Genomic DNA, 19,654 nt, shown 5'->3' with positions numbered 1-19,654 from the left:
GCGGCTCACAGACACTGGGTAACAAACAGAAAATATGACTGAGCACGCACTGGATACTGTAACCGGCAATTTGCTGGAGCCCGCCGGACTGGACGAGCGGCACCTTGAGAACGCACTTGGCTTGATCAACGGCGGCGATATCGACGCGGCCGATCTGTATTTTCAGGTAAGCCGCCAGGAAAACTGGTCGCTGGAGGATGGCATCATCCGCGAGGGCAGTTTCAGTGTGGATCGTGGCGTCGGTGTGCGCGCTGTCAGCGGTGAAAAGACCGGCTTTGCGTACTCCGATGAATTGCTGCTGCCAGCGTTGCAGCACGCGGCGAAAGCCGCCCGGGCGATATCCCGTCAGGGACAGTCGAAATCCGTGCAGATCAGGCCGGCGGTCCGTTACCCGGCTCTGTATTCCGCGGTTGATCCAATCACGAGCGTGAGCGATGCGGAAAAAACCGCCTTGCTGAACCGGGTTGATCTGGAGACCCGCAAACTGGACCCGCGCATAGTGCAGGTCATGGTCAGTCTCGGCAGCAGTCAGGACATGGTTCTGGTCGCGGCAGCCGATGGCACACTGGCCGCGGATGTTCGCCCGCTGGTGCGCATGAACGTCAGCGTGATCATGGAAGAAAACGGGCGTCGCGAGCAGGGCTACTCCGGCGGCGGTGCGCGCAGCGGTCTTTCGTACTTTTTTGCCGATGACGACTTGCCGATGTCCCTCGCACGCGAGGCCGTGCGCCAGGCATCAATACAGCTTGAGGCAGTGCCGGCACCGGCCGGCACAATGCCGGTTGTGCTTGGTGCCGGTTGGCCAGGCATCCTCTTGCACGAGGCGGTGGGCCACGGACTGGAAGGCGACTTCAATCGCAAAGGCACATCGGCATTCAGCGGTCGTATCGGCGAGCGTGTTGCCGCCGAGAACGTCACTATTGTCGATGACGGAACTTTGCCCGGGCGACGCGGTTCGCTTGCGGTCGACGATGAAGGCACGCCGGGCAAGTACAACGTCCTCATAGAAAACGGCATTTTGCGCGGCTACATGCAGGACAGGCTCAATGCACGCTTGATGGGCGTAGAGGCGACCGGCAACGGCCGTCGCGAATCGTTTGCGCACATTCCCATGCCGCGCATGACCAATACGTACATGCTTGCAGGCCGCCATGACCCCGAGGAAATCATTAGCTCGGTGCAGAAAGGCATTTACGCACCCAATTTTGCAGGTGGTCAGGTGGATATCACCTCGGGCAAATTCGTGTTCTCAGCGAGTGAGGCTTATCTCATCGAGAACGGTAAGATTGGCAAAGCGGTCAAGGGCGCCATGCTCATTGGCGACGGGCCGGATGTGCTGCAGAAGATATCCATGGTTGGCAACGACCTGACGCTCGATCGCGGTGTCGGTACCTGTGGCAAAGACGGGCAATCCGTGCCGGTTGGCGTTGGCCAGCCGACATTGAAGATCGATGAAATTACAGTCGGCGGCACCGGCTAGGTGTTGCGCGCGGCGACTGATATTACATAAGCCGTAAATTAGTCCACAGGGCGCGCGGTCTTTGTGAATCGTTTCACTGCAGGCAAAACCTGTGATCGCTAAAGTCTGTCCAGCAATCAGCCAGCGAGGACAGAACATTGGACAGCACTATTACCGAACACGATCTTGATGCAACCGCGAAGTCTTTCGTGCAAAGCCTGCGGAGTGACGCGATGGAGATTGAAAGTGACCTGTCCGTCGACGGGTTGTCAGATTCTCTGATGTCGCGCGTCTTCGGATTCTTCATGTTCCGCGGCAAATAAGCCTGTCGCCGCTGCCGATTCGCAGCAAAAATACCCAAAAAACAAATGGTTAAGATCTGATCGCGGCCGGGGTCCTGCGGCCCTGGCCGCGGTCGCGTATTCCACCGCCGTGGCTGGACTACGCCAGCTGCGCAAGCCACAATCCCGTATAACTATTCAAGCGGGTCCTGGTATGTGGGTGTCGAAACCAATCTATGAAAGTCTGCCTTACTTCTACCTGTTGGTAGGAGCGATATCACTGGCAGCATCAATGTACCTGCATCACTGGTACTGGCCGACGATCTGCTTCTCTGTCGGCTTGTTTTGCCTGGTTGCGGGCTTGGTTGTGTTGTTGAAGCGGCGGGACAGTCGCGAACATGATCGGCGCGCCAAGAACGATCACGAAATCTAAACCTGACTGTCAGGCAGTGCTGTCGTTGGCAGCTCGTTCTTCGTCATCCATGCTGTCGTCGTCGAGTTCTTCGTCTTCCAGTTCGTCAATGATTTCATCATCGAACTCCTCGTCGACGATGTCGTCGAGTTCCTCATCCTGATCGTCCTGCAGATCACGGAAGACCAGATCGTGAATGCCCAGTGAGACAACGTCGCCGTCCTGAAGATAGTGTTTCTTGACCCGTCGGTTGCCGATGAATATTCCATTCGTGCTATTCAGGTCCTCGACGATGCAACCGTCTTCGTTACAAACGATTTGTGCATGATGCCGGCTGACAAATTTGCTTTTGATATAAATTTCGTTGTCCGGTGCCCGACCGATTACTACGCGACCCGATTTCAGATTGTATTCGGACACAAGGTGGCCATCAGTACGAATCTGCACCGAGCACAAAGGTGCTGAATGGCGCGTGGTCAGCTGCGGCAGGTTGGCTGACCGGTCGTGGTCGTCGGAGACCTCTTTCCAGCCAAGTTCTTCCGCCGCGGCAATGATGTCGGCTTGCGTCAGCGAGGTTTTCTGTTCCGCGTAGGCGCAGAGCAGGGCCGTATCGCACAGTGTGTTGATGAGTCGCGGCACGCCGCCTGTGTAGCGGTGTATGCAGTCGTAGCAGTCTTCGCTAAACAGGTCGTGTTTGCCGTGGCCAGCCACTTCCAGCCGGTGTTCAATGTACTCATGCATTTCCCGGAGGTCGAGCGGACCTATGTGGAAGCGCAAGCGGACCCGCTGAATGAGCTGCTTGAGTCGCGGCGATTCCAGTTTTTCACGCAGTTCAGGTTGGCCCGCGAGAATAATTCGCAAAACCTTTTCTTTGTGTGTCTCGATGCCGGACAGCATGCGAATTTCTTCAAGAACCTTCTTGCTCAGGTTCTGTGCTTCATCAACAATCAATACGACTTTCTTGCCGTTCGAGTATTGCTCGATCAGAAACATGTTGAGCATGTCGAGCAGCTCAACCTTGCGCTTGTTGAACGGCTCAAAGCCGAACTCCGCGAGGACAGCTTGCAGGAACTGGGTTGGCGTGAGCTGGGTTTGAGAAACGACTGCGTAGACGATGTCATCGGCCAGTTCAGCTAAAAATGCCTGCAGGAGAGTGGTTTTGCCCGAGCCGATTTCACCGGTAATGACCACAAAGCCGTCCGCCAGCCAGATTGTGGACTCCATGTACGCCTTGGCCCGAGCGTGCTGCTTGCTCCAGTAGACGAATTCAGGATCCGGGGTTAGCCGAAACGGTTGCTCGTTAAGTTTAAAATGTTCCAGATAGGACATTGGCAAAGCGTCTTGCGACAAATTAGTTGTTAGAGACCAGTTCCCTGAGTGTACCCGGATTGTAGCCCATCGACACCGCGGGCTCCGTGAGCCAGTTCCCGACCAGCGCCGTGAGCCAGTTCGCGGCCTGCGTTCGGCATCTATCCTGCCAGCATCGCTTCCAGCTTCTGCAGTCGCTGATCACGCTGTTCCGGATCGTCGTCACTCAGTGTGATATGACCGAGTTTACGGCCGCTGCGCGGCTCCTTGCCGTAGTCATGGACATGCATGCCGGCCTCGGTCAGCGTGTCCGGGCTGTTCGGCATGGCACCTATCAGGTTTACCATGCCCACATGAGACACGGCATCGGTAGCGCCGAGCGGCATTCCCGAAATAGCACGGATGTGATTTTCGAACTGGCTGGTGGCTGCGCCTTCAATGGTCCAGTGTCCGGAGTTGTGTACCCGTGGCGCAAATTCGTTGGCCAGCAATTCGTTGTTGACCACAAAAAACTCCAACGCCATAACGCCAACGTAATCCAGATGGGTCATCAGCTTTTGCAGGTGCCGGTTGCCCAACTCCTGCATGGCGGCAGGTCCTGCCGGCGCCCTGGAGTTGCGCAGAATGCCATTGCGATGCTGGTTTTCTGTCAGCGGGTAAACCGCGACGTTGCCGTCCAGATCGCGCACGCCGATGGCGGATACTTCGCGATCAAAGTCGACCCATTGTTCGGCGATCAATGGTTTGTTCGGCAGAGTGCGCAACGCGTCTTCAACGTCATCGACGGACTTCAGCAGGTACTGGCCCTTGCCGTCGTAGCCCAGACGACGGGTCTTCAGCACCAGCGGCAGGCCGATGTCGCGGATGGCATGGCGCAAATCCTGTTCGCTGTCGACCGTGCGGTATTGTGGCAGCGGAATGTCGAGTTCGGCGAACAGCTGTTTTTCGTTCAGTCGGTCCTGCGCTTCACCGAGTGCCGCCACGGGCGGGTAAACCGCGGTTTTCTCGTTCAATTCGGACAAGGCTGCAACAGATACGTTTTCGAACTCGTAGGTAATGACCGACGTTGCTGCAGCGAGTTCCGCCAGGCCTTTGGCATCGTCAAACTGAGCGCGAATGACTTTGCCGACACTCGCGGCTGGCGGGTTCTCCGCCGGATCGAGAAAGACGCATTCCACGCCGAGCTCGCGGCCCGCCATGCCGAGCATGAGACCAAGCTGTCCGGCCCCGATTATGCCTACGCGGACCACGTTTCAGTCTCCGGCGCGCGGATCGTCGTCCGCGAGCACCTTTGCAGTTTGCCGCGCGCGGAACTGGTCCAGCGCAGTGGCGACCTGCGCGTCTTCTATAGCGAGTATCGCGGCCGCGAACAACGCGGCATTGGTCGCACCGGCCTTGCCAATCGCCATGCTCGCGACGGGAATGCCGCCGGGCATCTGCGCGATGGACAGTAACGAGTCCATGCCGTTCAGAGCTTTGGATTGAACCGGAACACCAATGACCGGCAAGCGGGTTTTGGCGGCGGTCATGCCAGGCAAGTGCGCGGCACCGCCAGCTCCGGCGATGATGACCTGCAGTCCACGACTATGCGCGTTCTCCGCGTACTCAAATAACAGGTCCGGCGTGCGGTGCGCAGACACGACCTTTACTTCGTGATCGATACCCAGTTGCTCCAGTACCTTGACTGTATGACGCATGGTCTCCCAGTCTGATTGCGAGCCCATGATGATGCCGATTTTTGTGTTCATATGAATTCTTGTTGGCTGAAGTGACGACTGACAAGAGAGGCTGCCGGCCAAAAAATCAATCCGCGATTCTAGCAGTCGCTTTTCTGTATTGCTGCCGCTAAATCGACGTGAATCTGGCGGAATATCTGCCGACTGAGCTGCCGGCGCGCCGCTTCGGGCATGTTGGGCCGGAGGTCCTTCAGCAGGCGGGCCAGTTGCGGGTGATCGCCGTTGCAGGCTGCATTGAATTCCTGCAACGCCGGAGCACCTTCGCTGACCAAGCGGTCGCGCCACCGTTCTGCCCGGTGAAATAACTGTCGTTCGAGATTCTTGCCCTGGTCCAGCGCATCCACTGCTGCCTGCAATTGTTCGGTATCAGCGTTCCGCATTACTTTCGCCAGATACATTTTTTGCCGACGCTGAGCGGAATTGGAGCGGATGCTCTTGCTGTGCATGATGAGGTCGCGGAGGTCATCATCCATCGGCATCCCGGAGAGTTGTTGCTCGGTCAATTCGAGCAATCGTTCACCTAACGACTGGATACTTTTGGCGTCGCGCTTTTTCGCGCTTTTGCTGGGCTTTGAGTTCATCAACGGCTAAGCTGTCGCCGCTTTAAAAAGCGGATGGCGATGACGCGCTGCTCCGGCTGTTCGCCGGCCAGCGATGATCGCGCATACTAGCATGCCGCAGAATCGGAAGGTGTGGCCACGAACCCGCGGGCCCTGGGAGCCATCAATACTATGAGTGAGACGATAGAACGTATCGCGCCGGACGCCGCCAATCTGGAGCAGGTTGTCAGCATACTGCTCGATGAAGCCAGGCGTCGAGGTGTGGATCAGGCCGAGGCGGCTGCCAGTCACGACGTCGGCCTGAGCGTCACCGCGCGACTGGGCGACGTTGAAAATCTCGAGTACACCAATGATCGTGGCGTTGGTGTGACCGTCTACATGAATTCCTGCAAGGGCAGCGCAAGTACTTCGGATTTTTCCGAAGGAGCATTGCGTGAAGCCGTTGCCAAGGCCTGTTCCTTCGCCTCCTGCACCGCACCGGACAAACACTCGGGTCTCGCCGACGCGCACTTGATGGCGGACAACCCTGCGGATCTCAAGCTGATGTATCCGTGGGATATCAATGCTGACGAGGCCATCCGAATCGCGATCGAATGTGAAACCGCTGCGCGTGACTATGATCCCCGCATTGTGAATTCCGAGGGCGCAACGGTTGGCTCCTCGAACGGTGCGCGAGCATACGGCAATACGCATGGCTTTCTGGCCAGCGTGCGCAAGACCAGTCACAGCCTGAGTTGCGTTGTGGTCGGCAAGGAAAACGGCGACATGCAACGCGACTACTGGTTCAGCAGTGCCAGAGACGCCGCCGCGCTTGAAGCGCCGGCGGCTGTCGGCACGGTTGCCGCCCAGCGCACGGTCGGTCGGCTGGGAGCGCGGAAGATTGCCACTACCCGGGCACCCGTATTGTTCGCGCCGGAGCTGGCGCGCGGTTTTATCGGGCATGCGATTGGCGCGATCAGTGGTGGTGCGCAGTACCGTCAGGCTTCGTTTTTGCTCAATGCCAGCGGCGATAAAATATTCCCGGAGTTCATGCAGATTCAGGAAAGACCGCACATAGAAGGCGCGCTGGCCAGTGCGGCATTCGATGCAGAAGGGGTTGCAACCCGTGATCGTGACATCGTCGCGGACGGCGTGTTGCAGGGATACGTACTCAGTTCCTACTCAGCGCGACGCCTGGGGCTTGAAACGACGGCCAATGCCGGAGGCGTACATAATCTGCTGGTGCCTGGCAATGCAGGCGGCCAAGCTGAGTTAATCAAATCCATGCAGCGAGGCTTGTTGGTCACTGAGCTGATCGGGCAGGGCGTAAACAATGTAACCGGTGACTATTCGCGCGGCGCCGTTGGCTATTGGGTCGAAAATGGCGAGATCGTTCACCCGGTGCACGAGGTGACGATCGCTGGCAATCTGCGCGACCTGTATCAACGCATACTGGCCATCGGTAACGATCAGGATTTGCGCGGCGGTATTCGTTGCGGCTCAGTGCTGGTCGATGACATGACGATCGCCGGCGCCTGAGCGGTCACGACCTGGCGTCGTTAGCGGCGTCGTCCAGCAGATCCGCGAGTGTCTTGTCACCCAGCGTATCGGCCACTGCCGACTCGATCGCAGCGCCCAGTTTGTCGATCGACTTATTCCAGTTCGGATCACGGTAGGAACCGGTTACGCCACCCGAGCGCACAACATCGACGATATCGTGCAGGCTGATTCGAGCCATGTCGCGGCCCGGGACCAGGAATTCTTTCTCAGTCGTCAACAACAGACCGGCTCGTTCAAGCCGGGTCACGGTCGGCGCGAGCGCCAGCGTGGGGATCTTCAGCTCGTTGCTGATAGCGTCCAGTGTCACGTTGTGGCCCGGGTCACGAAACGCACGGCCAACAAACAACATGATGCTCAGCACCAGGCGTTCGCGGACACCGTTCGAGAGACGGGGTTCGCGCCTGCCAAGGCGCAGGAACGCGGGCTTTTGCACGTAGAACGCGATCTGTGCGCCGATCAGCAGAACAAGCCAGTTGAGGTACAGCCAGATCAGTGCCATGACCGCGACGGCGAAACCGCGATAGACATTCGGTATACGGGCCGCTTCGACAACAAACGACGTGAAGAAGGCGCCCATGCTGGCCCACAGGAACCCCCCAGCCAGCCCGCCGAGCAATGCCGCACTCAGCCGCACTTTGGTGTTCGGCATGAACATGTACAGGAATGTGAATACGGCGCTGATCAGCAAATAGGGTGTCAATTTGCCGAAGCCGATGACGAGCGGGCTGAGCGGTGCACTGTTCAGTATGTATTGGGTGAAGTCGTTGCTTTGTATCGAGGCCAGAATGCCGATAGCGACAACCACGGCAACCGGACCGATCAACAGGACGATGGTGTACTCGGTGAACCGGCGGGCAAAGCTGCGCGGTTTGCTGACGTACCAGACGTAGTTAAAGCTTTCCTCGACTTTCTGCACCATGGAGATGGCGGTGTAGATGAAGAACGCGAGACTGATGCCGCCGAGCAATCCGCCCTTCACATTGTCAACGAGCGCCATCACTTCGCTGCCAATGCGTTCGCCCTGTTCGCCCAGCGGCGTCAGGAAGTCGTACAGCAGCGGTTCCAGCTGTTGATGGATGCCGAAGCCTTTCAGGACGGAGAAGCTGAACGCGATCAGCGGCACGACCGATAGCAGCGTGGTGTAGACGAGGCTCATGGCCCGCAACGTCAGCTGGCCGTACACAATGTCTCGTGCGAGCCCATAGAGAAAGCGCAATAATGTCGCTGCGAATCGACCGGCACGACCGGCAGACTGCAGGTGATTGCCCCAGACGATTTTCTCTATGTGATCGTTGATTGCGGGAAGCACTGTAGCCCCTCAATGGTCTGTTACGGCAACATGGTACTGTGTCGCGCTCCTGTGTGTAACCAGAGTCTGCTCTTCTTCTATGTCCGTACGCTATCCCGAACGTATCGTGTGCCTCACCGAGGAAACCACGGAGACCCTGTATTTGCTGGGTGAGGACCGGCGTATCGTCGGCATTTCCGGATTCACAGTTCGCCCGCCGCAAGCGCGACGCGAGAAGCCGCGGGTGTCGGCCTTCACCAGTGCAAAGATTGACAGGATTGTCGATCTGGCGCCGGACCTCGTCCTCGGTTTTTCAGATCTGCAGGCGGATATTGCAGCCGATCTGATTCGGCGCGGGATTGCCGTGCACGTGTTCAACCACCGCTCTGTAGAAGAAATTCTGACGATGGTGGCCGTCGTTGGCGGCCTGGTGGGACAACAGGCGAAAGCGCAAAGCCTGTGCGCCACGTTGCGGAGCAATCTGGCGGCGGCACAGCGGCGCGCAGCGTCCATGCCGGTCCGGCCGCGGGTGTATTTCGAGGAATGGGATGAGCCGCAAATCAGCGGCATTCGCTGGGTTTCAGAATTGCTGACCATTGCCGGTGGCGACGATTGCTTTCCCGAACTGGCCAAAGAGTCGCTGGGCAAGAACCGGATCATTGCCGATCCGCTGGAGGTTGTGCGCCGCCGCCCGGACATCATCATGGCATCCTGGTGTGGCAAAAAATTCAGGGCGGAACGGGTTGTTGAGCGGCCCGGGTGGGCGGACGTGCCGGCCGTTCGCGACGGCGAACTGCACGAAATAAAGTCCGCATTGATCCTGCAGCCAGGCCCTGCGGCGCTTAGCGACGGTTTGGCGGAGATGAGCCGTATCGTGCAGGCCTGGAGCGCAAAACGCGCAGCGCCTTGCTAAACCGTCCCGGTCAGGCGCTCCAGCACTTCGCGGTATTTCGCCGCGGTGCGTTGCAATACTTCCGAGGGTAACGCCGGTCCCGGCGCGGTCTTGTCCCAACTCAGCGTGTCCAGATAGTCACGCACGAATTGCTTGTCGTAACTCGGCGGACTGATGCCGGTGCGGTATTCGCTTTGCGGCCAGAAACGGGACGAGTCCGGGGTCAGCGCTTCGTCGATCAGATACAGCTTGCCGTCATCATCGAGGCCGAATTCGAATTTGGTATCCGCCACAATAATGCCGCGACTGGCCGCGTACTCGCTGGCGCGCAGGTAGATATCGATGGTCACGGCACGTACCCGTTCGGCGAGTTCGCGGCCGATCAGATCGCAACACGTCGCAAAATCGATGTTCTCGTCGTGGTCGCCGACGGCGGCTTTGGTCGCCGGAGTAAACAGCGGTTCCGGTAGTTTGGCCGCTTGTTGCAGACCGCTTGGTAACTGGATTCCACAGAGCGCGCCCGTGTCACAATAGTCGCGCCAGCCAGAGCCGATCAGATAGCCGCGAACGACCGCTTCGACAGGCAGGGGCTGGAGACGTTTGACGACGATCGTGCGGCCTTCCAGCGGCTCGCGTACGGCCGGATCGCTTACTACATCGGCAACGGTCAACGACGTCAGGTGGTTCGGTACGGCGCTTGCCATGCGCTCAAACCAGAAGTTCGACAGCTGCGTGAGTACGTAGCCCTTGCCCGGTACGGGATCAGGCAGGACGACATCATAAGCGGACAGACGGTCGGTCGTGACGATCATCAGGTGATCATCGTCAACGGCGTATATATCGCGCACTTTGCCTCGTGCGAGGCGGGTCAATGATGGCACGTCGGATTCAAACAAGGCTTCGGTTGGCAATGGCATGACATTTCCGCAGTGGCGGTAGCTGGATTGGGCGCATGATGGCGTGTCGCGAATGCAGGGGCAAGCGGCACTTGTAGGAATCGTGACGGTCCGACGTTAGCATTGGCCGTTGCAACGTGAAGAGGCTGCTTACGTAGATGCCGTATTTGGGCAAAGTGATTGGTACCGTCGTCGGTCTGGCGACCGGTCGAGTATGGCTGGCGCTGGCAGGTTTGTTCCTCGGTCATCAGTTTGATCGTGGCTTTGCCGCGAAATTTGCACGGACAGGCGAGGGCGGGGCGAGTCTCGAGCGCTTGCCGGCCTCCTTCGTGCGGCCGTTGTTTCAGACCATGGGGCATTTGGCCAAGTCGGACGGGCGGGTCAGCGAAGCCGAAATCAGAGCCGCACGAGCGCTTATGCACCGGCTGGGACTCAATGCCGGCCAGGTGCGTGAGGCTATTGTCTGGTTTCAGTCGGGCAAAGCCGCGTCCTTTCCATTGTCGGCGACCATCCGCGAGATGCGCCGCACGAGCGGTCGCGCAGTGGATCTACGTCGCTTGTTCGTGCATTTGTTGATGGAAACCTCGTTGTCGAAGGGCACATTGCATCAGCGTGAGCGTGCCTTGTTGTGGCAGGTATGCACGGCGCTGGATATCGGTCGGGTGGAGCTTGCGCAACTCGAAGCGATGTTGCGCGCCCAGCGCGGATTCCGGCAATCGCCGCAGGGCAACGCGGATGCCGCACGACTGGCAAGAGCCTATGAGACTCTGGGTATTCCCCAGACCGCCAGCAATGATGAGATCAAGAAGGCTTACCGCCGGCTGATCAATCGCAACCACCCGGACAAACTGTCCGGCTCGAACGCGGGTAAAGTCGAAATAGACGGGGCGCAAAAGCGCACGCGAGACATTCGCAGTGCATACGAAATGTTGAAAGCGCGCCGCGCGATTCGCTGAGCATCGATCAGCGACTGACTTTCGGCGTGAAAAGGTGGACACCTTTGGGTAAAGTGCCCGGACTTCGCTACCCGAACACCAAGGAATTCCCGTGGAACCGTTAATTGCGCCTTCTATCTTGTCCGCCGATTTCGCACGGCTTGGTGACGATGTGCAGGCTGTGCTTGATGCTGGCGCGGACGTCGTGCACTTCGACGTGATGGACAACCATTACGTCCCCAATCTCACGATCGGTCCAATGGTCTGTGAGGCGCTGCGCAACTACGGCATTACCGCGCCCATCGACGTGCACCTGATGGTCGAGCCGGTTGATCGGCTGATTCCGGATTTCGCGAAGGCAGGTGCCGATTTCATCAGTTTTCATCCAGAGGCGAGCAGGCACGTACACCGTACGCTGGGCCTAATTCGCGAGCAAGGGTGTAAAGCCGGTCTGGTGTTCAACCCGGCCACCCCGTTGTCGTGGCTCGAGCACGTTATTGATGACATCGATCTGGTACTGATCATGTCGGTGAACCCCGGCTTCGGGGGGCAGGCGTTCATTGAGTCGTCACTGGATAAAGTGCGCAGTGCGCGGCAGCTGATCGATGCCAGCGGCAACGACATTCGACTGGAAATGGACGGCGGCGTAAAGACCGGCAACATCGGCGATTGCGCGCGTGCCGGGGCCGACATGTTTGTTGCTGGTTCGGCTATTTTTGGCAGCGACGACTACGCCGCCACCATCGCAGCAATGCGAGCGGCAATAGCCGGGAAATAATCAGGGCGGCTGAGCGCCGCACCCGGTGATCAGCGGTTAGGGCGTGCGCCGTAGACGACGATGGTCTTGCCGCTTGCGGTAACCAGTCCCTGCTCTTCGAGCACTTTCAGGACCCGCCCCGCCATTTCGCGTGAACAGCCAACGAGTCGGCTGAGTTCCTGGCGACTGACCTTGATTTGCATGCCATCAGGATGGGTCATCGCATCGGGTTCATTGCACAGGTCCATGATTGCGTGAGCAACGCGACCGGTAACATCGACGAACGCCAGATCACCCAGTTTGCGGTTGGTTCGGTCAAGGCGGGTTGCCAGCTGTGTGGCGAGTTCAAAGACCAGGCCGGGGCTTTCGCTGGCGATCTGCCGAAAACGGGGATAGGTCATCTCGGCAATTTCGCATTCCGTGCGCGTCCGTACCCAGGCGCTGCGAGTTGGCTGTTCGTAGAACAGGCCCATTTCGCCGAAGAACTGCCCCTTGTTGAGGTAGGCCAGCACCATCTCGTTGCCATCCTCATCCTCGATCATGACTTCGACAGAGCCGTCGACGATGTAGTAAAGAACGTCCGGCAGATCACCCGCGTGAATCATGACGGTCTTGGAGGGCACTGTTCTCACGCGGCAGTAACTCAGAAAGCGGTTTATCGCCGGCACATCGCTCAGGTTCTTCGCAGTTGTTTGCATCAGTTTGATCCTCGGCGCGATGCGCCTCTCCCCATATCAATTTAGCCGACTGCCAAGAGCAAGCTAAGTCTGTGTTTTATTAATTCTAATTGGTGCTGGGATTATATTTAACTAAATACCCATAGACCAGCAGCTTTAAAGTCGGTAGGCGGTCCGTTTCATTATTTTAGCCGTCATTTGCATCATTCGACGCACTGCTGGCGGTAAATCGGCGGCCCCACGCTGCTCGGCCTCCGCGCCGTGTTCGATCTCTTCGTCCCGCATTTGCTGCACGATCGCGCGGCTGCGCAGGTCTGTAGCAGGCAGTTGTTCGAGATGATTGCCCAAATGTTCGGCAACTTGCCGTTCGGTCTCGGCAACAAAACCGAGGGACCAGCGATCTCCGAGTACACCGCTGGCCGCGCCGATCGCAAATGCTCCCGCATACCACAATGGGCTGAGTCGACTGACCGATGCGTCGAGTTCGCCTATGCGTTCTTCGCACCAGTGCAGATGGTCACGCTCTTCATCGGCGGCCTGGCGCATGTGCGCGGCCACGGCCGGGTCGCGAGCGACAGCGGCGTGTCCTTGGTAGAGGGCTTGTGCAGCGACCTCGCCGGCATGATTGACTCGCATCAGGCCAGCGGCATGCCGCCGTTCAGCAGGGGAGAGCTCTGTATCCGCAACCTGCCGCGCCGGATTGGCACGGGCGGGACCGCCGTTTTTTACGGCGACGGTGCGGAGTGCGTTGTCCACGCCGGACAGGAGTTGATCTATGGGTGACATTTGCCGCTTATTCATGCTGGCATTATAACCATCGAATCCCCATTGGCACTGAGTTCGCGCATTTTCCGATAACTGTAACAATAGGTTACAGAGGGTACCGGAGAACGTGGCACGCCAGTATACTGCCGGCCTTTTTGGCACAGCAGCCAGGTAAACGGCGATCCGAATGTCGCTGTTGTCCTTGGACGTGCGGCCCGTGGAATATATGAAAACTAGGAGCAGAAATATGAAATGGCGACTCATCGCCCTGTTGTCAGGATTGACCGCACTGTCGACCACGACCCTCGCGCAAGGTGGGCCGGCGGCGGAAGAGGCAGGCCCGTGGAGCGGTAAGGCAGCGCTGGGCTTCCTGGCGACCAGTGGCAATACGGACAGTTCAAGCCTCAATTCCCAGTTTGCTGTGGGCTACGAGCACGGCAATTGGCAGCACTTGCTGGATGCCACCGCCATTAAAGCCGATGAGAACAATGAGTCGACGGCTGAGGCCTACAAAGTGGGCTGGAAGTCAGAGTTCAACATATCCGAGCATGATTTTCTGTTTGGCCGGCTAACCTGGCGGAAAGACCTGTTCAGTGGCTACGATCAGCAGTTCTCCCAGACGGTCGGTTACGGCCGACGGCTTATAGAAACTGAGAAGCACCACCTGAGTGCTGAAATCGGTTTCGGTGCACGGCAGGCAGATCTGAGTGACGGTACCTCCGAGGACGGTTTCATCGGCCGCGGCGGCTTGCTCTACCGGTGGCAGTTGACGGACACCTCGCAGTTCACCCAGGAGCTGAGCATTGAATCGGGCGATACCAACACCTATACAGAGTCGATAACGGCGCTACGAACCCGTCTGCTGGGTGAATTTGCCCTGGTTGCCTCGTACACGATCAAGAACAACAGCGATGTGCCGGTTGCCACAGAGAAGACCGATACTTACACCGCGTTGTCGATCGAATACGCATTCTGAGCCGACCGGTTTGACCCGGAGTTCCAGTCCGCTTTGGCACGGCGCGTTAAGTCACTGAAAATTATAGGTGTTCTCGATGCCTGTGCCGGCTGACTGGTAACTCCGCGAATCGCCGGAAGGGTTTGCATTGCCGAACCACCTACAGTAGAATTTCGCGCCTTTCGCCGGGGCTGAGTGGCAAGTGCCTCCCTGCCCGGGCGTAGCGTCTGAAGCACTGAGTTTCAGATGCCCGATTTCCCAACTGGATATTGATAAATGAAGACGTTCTCCGCCAAGCCGGAAGAAGTACGCCGCGACTGGTACGTTGTCGATGCGACTGGCAAAACCCTGGGTCGATTGTCAACGGAAATTGCGAGCCGCCTGCGTGGCAAGCATAAGCCGGAATACACTCCGCACGTAGATACCGGCGACTACATCGTTGTCGTCAATGCCGAGAAGATTCGGGTTACCGGTAACAAGCTCAAGGACAAGATGTACCACCGGCATACGGGTTACATTGGCAGCCTGAAATCAGTGCCGCTTGAGAAGCTACTTAACGAAGCGCCCGAGCGCGCGTTGCAGTTCGCTGTAAAAGGCATGCTGCCGCGCAACCCGCTCGGTCGTAAGATGTTCTCGAAGCTGCGCGTTTTCGCCGGCCCGGAACACAGTCACGAGGCTCAGCAGCCGATCCAACTGGACATTAACGCCTGAGGCGCTCGCGCACCGGGATAGAGGCAACAAGAATGAGTGATACACAGTTTTACGGTACCGGACGACGCAAAACCTCGACGGCGCGTGTTTATTTGACGCCCGGCAAAGGCGCCATCACGGTGAATAATCGCCCGCTGGACACCTTCTTTGGTCGCCAGACGGCGCGCATGATTGTCCGTCAGCCCCTGGACCTGATGAAGTTGAACGACGCGTTCGACATCAACGTCAGTGTTACCGGCGGTGGTACGACCGGACAAGCCGGCGCAATTCGCCACGGTCTGACTCGTGCATTGATGGAATACGATGCATCGTTGCGTCCTGAGTTACGCCGTGCAGGTTTTGTTACCCGTGATGCGCGTGCTGTCGAACGTAAAAAAGTCGGCCTGCGCAAAGCTCGTCGCGCAACCCAGTTCTCGAAGCGCTAATCGTTTCGGCAGCGCAGCGGCTTTGCCTCTGCGCTGTTACCCGAGTCAGATCACGGGTCCGCCGGCAGTGCCCGGCGAACCCGTGGATGGAATTGGGGGATCGTCTAATGGTAGGACTGCGGACTCTGACTCCGCCAATCAAGGTTCGAATCCTTGTCCCCCAGCCAGCTACAAAAAAAGGGCCCACATTGTGGGCCCTTTTTTTGTAGCTGGAGCTGCGCTTTGGCCGACCGATGGTCGGGCTTCTTTGCCGGTTCGCTGGTGTTGTCGTTCGCCGGCGGTCGGCAGGTAATGGTTGCCAGGAATGCTGGTTCTGAAAACCGCCACGCCTCGCCGTGCCTGGCCAACCGGCTCAGGTACGTATCGTTCGCACTCCCTGCTCACTTGAAATCAACAGCACATCCGCCGGTCGCTGGGCAAAGATGCCGACCGACACAACGCCGGGTATCTGATTGATACGGGTTTCAAGCTCAGGCGGATTGGTAATCTTCAGGTTGTGGACATCAAGTATGTGGTTGCCGTTGTCGGTCACATAGTTCTCGCGCCAGATCGGCTGGCCGCGCATCTTGACTATCTTGCGGGCCACAAAGGCCTGAGCCATTGGTAGGACTTCAATAGGTAGTGGGAAACCTCCCAGCATACCGACCAGCTTCGAATCGTCGATGATGCAGACGAACTTGCGGGAGGCGGCCGCCAGGATCTTTTCGCGAGTCAGTGCACCACCGCCACCCTTAATAAGCTGCCGATGCTTGGTCGCTTCGTCGGCGCCATCAATATACAAATCGATATCGCCCACGTCATTCAAGGTGGAAACCTCGAAGCCCAGTTCCTCCAGCTTCTTGGTGGTCGCGGCTGAGCTGGAAACAAAAGCTTCCACACGTGTATTTAATGAAGGCAGGAAGTCGATCAGGCAGTTCACGGTCGAGCCTGTTCCCACGCCGAGCACTATTCCAGATTCGATGTATTCGAGTGCGGCTTTCGCAACGCTCATCTTTTTTGCGGTTTGATCCATCGGCTGACCGTCAATGTCGCAAGTCCGGTTTCGGCTTAACCCGGTGGCTTGCGGTGCTGGTGAATGTATTGGCGGAGGAGCTTATCCCATCAACCGGAATTTGGCTATGAACCAGGTCGGAATTTGCTCGGCCAGAAACGAAATATGCCCGCAAAAGCGGGCATATTCCTTGGTCTGGAAGAAGACCATTGGCTTACCGTTTAAGCTTGGGCCGTACCGCGCCCTTTGTAAAACAGCAGCCGTTCTTTCCAGCTACTTACTTCTTCTTGGAAGCCTTCTTACGGGTCTTCCGAGTGGCCTTTTTCTTACTGGCCTTCTTTTTCACTTTGCGCTTAGCTTTCTTCTTAGCGACTTTTTTCTTAGCTTTCTTTTTAGCTTTCTTCTTGGCCGTTTTTTTCTTAGCGGCTTTCTTCTTGGTCTTCTTCTTTGTTTTCCGTTTAGCTACTTTCTTTTTAGCCTTCTTCTTGGCTTTTTTCTTGGTCTTGCGCTTGGCGACTTTTTTCTTCGTCTTGCGCTTAGCTACTTTTTTCTTAGCTTTTTTCTTCGTCTTACGCTTGGCGACTTTTTTCTTAGCCGTCTTACGCTTGGCGACTTTCTTCTTCGCTACTTTTCTTTTAGCGACTTTCTTCTTCGTTACTTTGCGCTTCGTAGCGGTCTTCCGCTTTGAAGTTTTTTTGCTTGACTTCTTTTTGGTAGCCATCATTTTCTCCGTGTCGGGTACCCGGGGCTGAGTATATACAACAAAAGTAAAAAATCCAGCAAGTTAAGTGAACCCGGTCACACTGTGTGGCGATGCGATTGCAGCTACTTTGGCGAGTGATTTGCGCAAGTCGTAACGATTGCATTCCGACGATTCAAAAAATCGGAATTTGAAAATGTGTTCGTTGCTTCATCAGTCGCGTTGACGTTGGCTGATGCACCGCTTGTTCGGACGCCGCGTTGTTACCGACAGTTCGCGCGGCCAAGTGCTATGCAGTCGTTGTCGTTTTGGGTGAACTCGTGAACTGACTGTCGTATTGATGTCGGCTCGTAGTATTCGTCTAAGAAAAAAAATTCTATAAAACTAATGACTTGGAGTAATCACTGTGAGCAGCGTTTGCGATCGCGGTGTTTGCGGAGTGCTGGACCGATTGGTAGTCGCAGTGTCGCGACAGCGTGGCAAGCGGTTGCTGAATCGTTTTTTTGCCGCGCCAATTTTCATTGCGCAGTGCCTGCGAACACAGCTTGTTGCGAACGCATCCATGCGTGCTGCGCTGTTGTCGCGAAGGGTGTTAGTCGTGTCGTTCGTAAGCGAGCAATACGAAATTGGCGGCTTGAAGACGCGTTGTTTTTTTTTTCCGTTGTTGATCTTTGCGGCGGGGAATTTTGCGCAAGTTTGCGCAACTGGCCGCATATTGTGTCGATCGAAGCAGAATGGAAGGAGGCGCCTCCCGCCTGTGCCGTTACCGGTCGTCGCTCTCGAACCGGAGCAACAGGTGGGGCCAGCCGTGACAGCACCAGGCTATCCACATGTAGTGGGTTTGCACACATGCTGCCGACAGTGCACGACCCCGATGTAAATAGTTAGGGTCGAGGGGTTTCCAGAACGGTATCGAACACCGCAGGAGACGCCAATTCTGTTCGTTCGCGGCGTCAGTAACTAGGAGCTTACAACTCGAGTTGCTGACTACCGCTTAACGCCGATTCTACACGATCGGCGATAAGTTTGATTCGTTGACTATAGTCGCCGTCGAGATCCTTGTCGCGGGCTCGGGCGTGTAACAATTCGTTGGCCATATTCAATGCCGCCATGACAGCGATTCTGTCGAGCCCGACTACCTTGCCACTGTCGCGTATTTCACGCATTTTCGAATTCAGTATTTCGGCAGAGTCCAGCAAGTCGGTGCGTTCACTGGCCGGGCATGCCACCTGGTACTCTTTCTCAAGAATTCGCACACTGACTTGGGCATACATTTCGCTCATCGATCTTGCTCCGGTATTCGGTAGTGTGTTGCCGGCAGCGCGCCGTCATGTCGTGAGGCGGCGTCGGCAAGCGCTTGTGCGCGGCTGGCGGCTAGCCTGTTTGCCTAGCCGCTCTGTTCCATTGCCTTCAGGCGGCCAATCATCGCTTCTACACGCGCCCGGACCTGTTCGTTCTTTTGCAACAGCGTGGCTCGCTCAGCGGTCAGCGCATCCTGACGTTGCTTTAGTGTGCGATTCTCGTCTTGCAAGGTATCGCAGACTTTGACCAATGCGTCCACGCGCTGTTCCAGCCGTTTCAGCTCGTTTTCAAACTTGGCAGTTGTATTTTCAGTCATGGCGGCAATATAGAGCCGAGTGCTTACAGAATCAATCTTGTCAGCGGGATCGCCTGCTTTTGCGTGGCAGGACATGCAATTCCGTGGGATCATGCGTGCGCAACGGAAGCTACACAGACGGCCTGACCGCATTATGGAACAAGCAATAGATTACGACGAACTCGAGGCCGCGTTGCGACGCTGCGGCTCAACCTGGGAGGTGGCGCAGGCGCACGGCTTGTTGTGCAGTCGCCTCGCAACAGAAGGTGCGCCAGCCGGCCAGGCCTGGCTGGATCAGGTCCTGGAGGGCGTCGATGCCGGAAACGCGGCGCGTGCGGAATGCGAAGCCTTGCTGATCGCGGTGCACGGCTCGAGCTACCAACAGCTGTCGGAACGACAATCGGCGTTCATTCTGATGTTACCGGATGAATTTGCGCCTGCCTCAACGCGGGCGGAGGCCCTGGGTCACTGGTGCGAGGGATACTTGCACGGCTTGGTCTCGGGTCAGCGTAATGACAAGGTACGCGAACGGCTGTCAGTTGAGCCGCTGGCGGATCTTATTAAGGACATGCTGCAGATCACACGTGCCGCGGCCGACGACGAAGGTGCTGACGAGGAAACAGAAGCCGCCTACGTGGAACTGGTCGAATACGTCCGGGTTGCGGCCCAGCTCGCCTTTGAGGAACTTGCCGATGTCAGGGACCAGAAACGTGTTTCTGGCAAGAGCCCGGACGCACTCCATTAGAATGCCGGATTTCACCGGCTACTAT

The 19,654-nt window shown here is 57.3% G+C and carries 23 protein-coding genes, 1 tRNA gene and 1 other RNA gene; 12 read left to right on the top strand and 13 right to left on the bottom strand.

Features of this window, described 5'->3' with window-relative positions; all coding sequences use genetic code 11:
• The first annotated feature begins 34 nt into the window (after positions 1–34).
• The 3 genes from tldD (at position 35) to BA177_RS12930 (ending at position 2,173) form a co-directional block, all read left to right on the top strand.
• Positions 35–1,480: a metalloprotease TldD gene (gene tldD / locus BA177_RS12935; RefSeq protein ID WP_068616843.1), complete on the top strand. Its 1,446-nt coding sequence runs from the start codon at positions 35–37 to the stop codon at positions 1,478–1,480.
• A gap of 137 nt (positions 1,481–1,617) precedes the next feature.
• The gene (locus BA177_RS18645) at positions 1,618–1,782 is read left to right on the top strand and encodes a hypothetical protein (protein ID WP_156762820.1); all 165 of its coding nucleotides are present in this window, start codon (positions 1,618–1,620) and stop codon (positions 1,780–1,782) included.
• A gap of 178 nt (positions 1,783–1,960) precedes the next feature.
• The gene (locus BA177_RS12930) at positions 1,961–2,173 is read left to right on the top strand and encodes a hypothetical protein (RefSeq protein ID WP_156762819.1); all 213 of its coding nucleotides are present in this window, start codon (positions 1,961–1,963) and stop codon (positions 2,171–2,173) included.
• Between the two features lie 9 nt (positions 2,174–2,182).
• Here BA177_RS12930 and BA177_RS12925 read toward each other — a convergent pair whose 3' ends face one another.
• The 4 genes from BA177_RS12925 to yjgA form a co-directional block, all read right to left on the bottom strand.
• Positions 2,183–3,481, bottom strand: coding sequence for an AAA family ATPase (locus BA177_RS12925; protein ID WP_068616838.1), 1,299 nt, complete (start codon positions 3,479–3,481; stop codon positions 2,183–2,185).
• A gap of 140 nt (positions 3,482–3,621) precedes the next feature.
• Positions 3,622–4,710 (bottom strand): 5-(carboxyamino)imidazole ribonucleotide synthase, encoded by a 1,089-nt coding sequence (locus tag BA177_RS12920; RefSeq protein WP_257739159.1) that lies wholly within the window; start codon positions 4,708–4,710, stop codon positions 3,622–3,624.
• A gap of 3 nt (positions 4,711–4,713) precedes the next feature.
• Complete coding sequence (gene purE, locus BA177_RS12915; protein WP_068616836.1) at positions 4,714–5,208, bottom strand: 5-(carboxyamino)imidazole ribonucleotide mutase; 495 nt, start codon at positions 5,206–5,208, stop codon at positions 4,714–4,716.
• Positions 5,209–5,276: 68 nt separating this feature from the next.
• The gene (gene yjgA, locus BA177_RS12910; protein ID WP_068616834.1) at positions 5,277–5,777 is read right to left on the bottom strand and encodes a ribosome biogenesis factor YjgA; all 501 of its coding nucleotides are present in this window, start codon (positions 5,775–5,777) and stop codon (positions 5,277–5,279) included.
• A 150-nt stretch (positions 5,778–5,927) separates the two neighbouring features.
• Here yjgA and pmbA point away from each other — a divergent pair, with 150 nt between their 5' ends.
• Positions 5,928–7,274 (top strand): metalloprotease PmbA, encoded by a 1,347-nt coding sequence (gene pmbA, locus BA177_RS12905; protein WP_068619336.1) that lies wholly within the window; start codon positions 5,928–5,930, stop codon positions 7,272–7,274.
• A 4-nt stretch (positions 7,275–7,278) separates the two neighbouring features.
• Here pmbA and BA177_RS12900 read toward each other — a convergent pair whose 3' ends face one another.
• Entirely contained in the window at positions 7,279–8,604 is a 1,326-nt protein-coding gene (locus BA177_RS12900) for a YhjD/YihY/BrkB family envelope integrity protein (RefSeq protein WP_068616831.1), read from the bottom strand.
• Positions 8,605–8,683: 79 nt separating this feature from the next.
• On the opposite strand from BA177_RS12900, the gene BA177_RS12895 reads away from it, so the two are divergent.
• The gene (locus BA177_RS12895) at positions 8,684–9,496 is read left to right on the top strand and encodes a cobalamin-binding protein (RefSeq protein WP_068616829.1); all 813 of its coding nucleotides are present in this window, start codon (positions 8,684–8,686) and stop codon (positions 9,494–9,496) included.
• Here BA177_RS12895 and BA177_RS12890 read toward each other — a convergent pair.
• Positions 9,493–10,392 (bottom strand): phosphoribosylaminoimidazolesuccinocarboxamide synthase, encoded by a 900-nt coding sequence (locus BA177_RS12890; protein ID WP_068616828.1) that lies wholly within the window; start codon positions 10,390–10,392, stop codon positions 9,493–9,495. The two genes, BA177_RS12895 and BA177_RS12890, sit on opposite strands and share 4 nt — an antisense overlap.
• A 137-nt stretch (positions 10,393–10,529) precedes the next feature.
• On the opposite strand from BA177_RS12890, the gene djlA reads away from it, so the two are divergent.
• Positions 10,530–11,327 (top strand): co-chaperone DjlA, encoded by a 798-nt coding sequence (djlA, locus tag BA177_RS12885; protein WP_068616826.1) that lies wholly within the window; start codon positions 10,530–10,532, stop codon positions 11,325–11,327.
• A 91-nt stretch (positions 11,328–11,418) separates the two neighbouring features.
• A complete protein-coding gene (gene rpe, locus BA177_RS12880) occupies positions 11,419–12,084 on the top strand; it encodes a ribulose-phosphate 3-epimerase (protein WP_068616824.1) in 666 nt (221 codons plus the stop codon).
• Positions 12,085–12,113: 29 nt separating this feature from the next.
• Here rpe and crp read toward each other — a convergent pair whose 3' ends face one another.
• Both crp and coq7 read right to left on the bottom strand, forming a co-directional pair.
• On the bottom strand, positions 12,114–12,761 hold the full coding sequence (gene crp, locus BA177_RS12875; RefSeq protein ID WP_068616822.1) for a cAMP-activated global transcriptional regulator CRP: 648 nt from the start codon (positions 12,759–12,761) through the stop codon (positions 12,114–12,116).
• A 135-nt stretch (positions 12,762–12,896) separates the two neighbouring features.
• Positions 12,897–13,541 carry a 2-polyprenyl-3-methyl-6-methoxy-1,4-benzoquinone monooxygenase gene (coq7, locus tag BA177_RS12870; protein ID WP_068616820.1) on the bottom strand — a complete coding sequence of 215 codons (645 nt, stop codon included), beginning with the start codon at positions 13,539–13,541 and terminating at the stop codon, positions 12,897–12,899.
• A gap of 211 nt (positions 13,542–13,752) precedes the next feature.
• On the opposite strand from coq7, the gene BA177_RS12865 reads away from it, so the two are divergent.
• The 4 genes from BA177_RS12865 to BA177_RS12850 all read left to right on the top strand — a co-directional run bounded on the left by BA177_RS12865 (position 13,753) and on the right by BA177_RS12850 (position 15,763).
• Positions 13,753–14,481, top strand: coding sequence for a DUF481 domain-containing protein (locus BA177_RS12865; protein ID WP_197493026.1), 729 nt, complete (start codon positions 13,753–13,755; stop codon positions 14,479–14,481).
• Between the two features lie 255 nt (positions 14,482–14,736).
• Positions 14,737–15,171 (top strand): 50S ribosomal protein L13, encoded by a 435-nt coding sequence (gene rplM / locus BA177_RS12860; RefSeq protein ID WP_068616818.1) that lies wholly within the window; start codon positions 14,737–14,739, stop codon positions 15,169–15,171.
• A gap of 32 nt (positions 15,172–15,203) precedes the next feature.
• Positions 15,204–15,596, top strand: a complete 393-nt coding sequence (rpsI, locus tag BA177_RS12855) for a 30S ribosomal protein S9 (protein ID WP_068616816.1) — start codon at positions 15,204–15,206, stop codon at positions 15,594–15,596.
• A 93-nt stretch (positions 15,597–15,689) separates the two neighbouring features.
• Positions 15,690–15,763 (top strand) — tRNA-Gln (locus tag BA177_RS12850).
• Positions 15,764–15,948: 185 nt separating this feature from the next.
• Here the strand turns inward: BA177_RS12850 and rpiA are convergent.
• The 5 genes from rpiA to BA177_RS12825 all read right to left on the bottom strand — a co-directional run bounded on the left by rpiA (position 15,949) and on the right by BA177_RS12825 (position 18,905).
• On the bottom strand, positions 15,949–16,608 hold the full coding sequence (gene rpiA / locus BA177_RS12845) for a ribose-5-phosphate isomerase RpiA (protein WP_068616814.1): 660 nt from the start codon (positions 16,606–16,608) through the stop codon (positions 15,949–15,951).
• A 256-nt stretch (positions 16,609–16,864) separates the two neighbouring features.
• Complete coding sequence (locus BA177_RS12840) at positions 16,865–17,308, bottom strand: hypothetical protein (RefSeq protein ID WP_068619332.1); 444 nt, start codon at positions 17,306–17,308, stop codon at positions 16,865–16,867.
• A gap of 723 nt (positions 17,309–18,031) precedes the next feature.
• Positions 18,032–18,218: non-coding RNA, 6S RNA (ssrS, locus tag BA177_RS12835), on the bottom strand.
• 37 nt (positions 18,219–18,255) lie between these two features.
• Positions 18,256–18,570 carry a cell division protein ZapA gene (locus BA177_RS12830; protein WP_068616812.1) on the bottom strand — a complete coding sequence of 105 codons (315 nt, stop codon included), beginning with the start codon at positions 18,568–18,570 and terminating at the stop codon, positions 18,256–18,258.
• A 104-nt stretch (positions 18,571–18,674) separates the two neighbouring features.
• Positions 18,675–18,905 carry a TIGR02449 family protein gene (locus BA177_RS12825; RefSeq protein WP_068619330.1) on the bottom strand — a complete coding sequence of 77 codons (231 nt, stop codon included), beginning with the start codon at positions 18,903–18,905 and terminating at the stop codon, positions 18,675–18,677.
• 133 nt (positions 18,906–19,038) lie between these two features.
• On the opposite strand from BA177_RS12825, the gene BA177_RS12820 reads away from it, so the two are divergent.
• Positions 19,039–19,629 carry a UPF0149 family protein gene (locus BA177_RS12820; RefSeq protein WP_197493024.1) on the top strand — a complete coding sequence of 197 codons (591 nt, stop codon included), beginning with the start codon at positions 19,039–19,041 and terminating at the stop codon, positions 19,627–19,629.
• The last annotated feature ends 25 nt before the right edge of the window (positions 19,630–19,654 follow it).

The organism is Woeseia oceani (assembly GCF_001677435.1).
GTDB lineage: Bacteria > Pseudomonadota > Gammaproteobacteria > Steroidobacterales > Woeseiaceae > Woeseia > Woeseia oceani.
This window is presented reverse-complemented; position numbering and strand designations above follow the sequence as displayed.

Excerpts from the sequence above, each read along its gene's own strand:
- tldD (WP_068616843.1), top strand. The coding sequence starts at position 35 with ATGACTGAGCACGCACTGGATACTGTAACCGGCAATTTGCTGGAGCCC.
- BA177_RS12925 (WP_068616838.1), bottom strand. The coding sequence starts at position 3,481 with ATGTCCTATCTGGAACATTTTAAACTTAACGAGCAACCGTTTCGGCTA.
- purE (WP_068616836.1), bottom strand. The coding sequence starts at position 5,208 with ATGAACACAAAAATCGGCATCATCATGGGCTCGCAATCAGACTGGGAG.
- yjgA (WP_068616834.1), bottom strand. The coding sequence starts at position 5,777 with ATGAACTCAAAGCCCAGCAAAAGCGCGAAAAAGCGCGACGCCAAAAGT.
- pmbA (WP_068619336.1), top strand. The coding sequence starts at position 5,928 with ATGAGTGAGACGATAGAACGTATCGCGCCGGACGCCGCCAATCTGGAG.
- BA177_RS12895 (WP_068616829.1), top strand. The coding sequence starts at position 8,684 with ATGTCCGTACGCTATCCCGAACGTATCGTGTGCCTCACCGAGGAAACC.
- BA177_RS12890 (WP_068616828.1), bottom strand. The coding sequence starts at position 10,392 with ATGCCATTGCCAACCGAAGCCTTGTTTGAATCCGACGTGCCATCATTG.
- djlA (WP_068616826.1), top strand. The coding sequence starts at position 10,530 with ATGCCGTATTTGGGCAAAGTGATTGGTACCGTCGTCGGTCTGGCGACC.
- crp (WP_068616822.1), bottom strand. The coding sequence starts at position 12,761 with ATGCAAACAACTGCGAAGAACCTGAGCGATGTGCCGGCGATAAACCGC.
- coq7 (WP_068616820.1), bottom strand. The coding sequence starts at position 13,541 with ATGAATAAGCGGCAAATGTCACCCATAGATCAACTCCTGTCCGGCGTG.
- BA177_RS12865 (WP_197493026.1), top strand. The coding sequence starts at position 13,753 with ATGAAATGGCGACTCATCGCCCTGTTGTCAGGATTGACCGCACTGTCG.
- rplM (WP_068616818.1), top strand. The coding sequence starts at position 14,737 with ATGAAGACGTTCTCCGCCAAGCCGGAAGAAGTACGCCGCGACTGGTAC.
- rpsI (WP_068616816.1), top strand. The coding sequence starts at position 15,204 with ATGAGTGATACACAGTTTTACGGTACCGGACGACGCAAAACCTCGACG.
- rpiA (WP_068616814.1), bottom strand. The coding sequence starts at position 16,608 with ATGGATCAAACCGCAAAAAAGATGAGCGTTGCGAAAGCCGCACTCGAA.
- BA177_RS12840 (WP_068619332.1), bottom strand. The coding sequence starts at position 17,308 with ATGGCTACCAAAAAGAAGTCAAGCAAAAAAACTTCAAAGCGGAAGACC.
- BA177_RS12830 (WP_068616812.1), bottom strand. The coding sequence starts at position 18,570 with ATGAGCGAAATGTATGCCCAAGTCAGTGTGCGAATTCTTGAGAAAGAG.
- BA177_RS12825 (WP_068619330.1), bottom strand. The coding sequence starts at position 18,905 with ATGACTGAAAATACAACTGCCAAGTTTGAAAACGAGCTGAAACGGCTG.
- BA177_RS12820 (WP_197493024.1), top strand. The coding sequence starts at position 19,039 with ATGGAACAAGCAATAGATTACGACGAACTCGAGGCCGCGTTGCGACGC.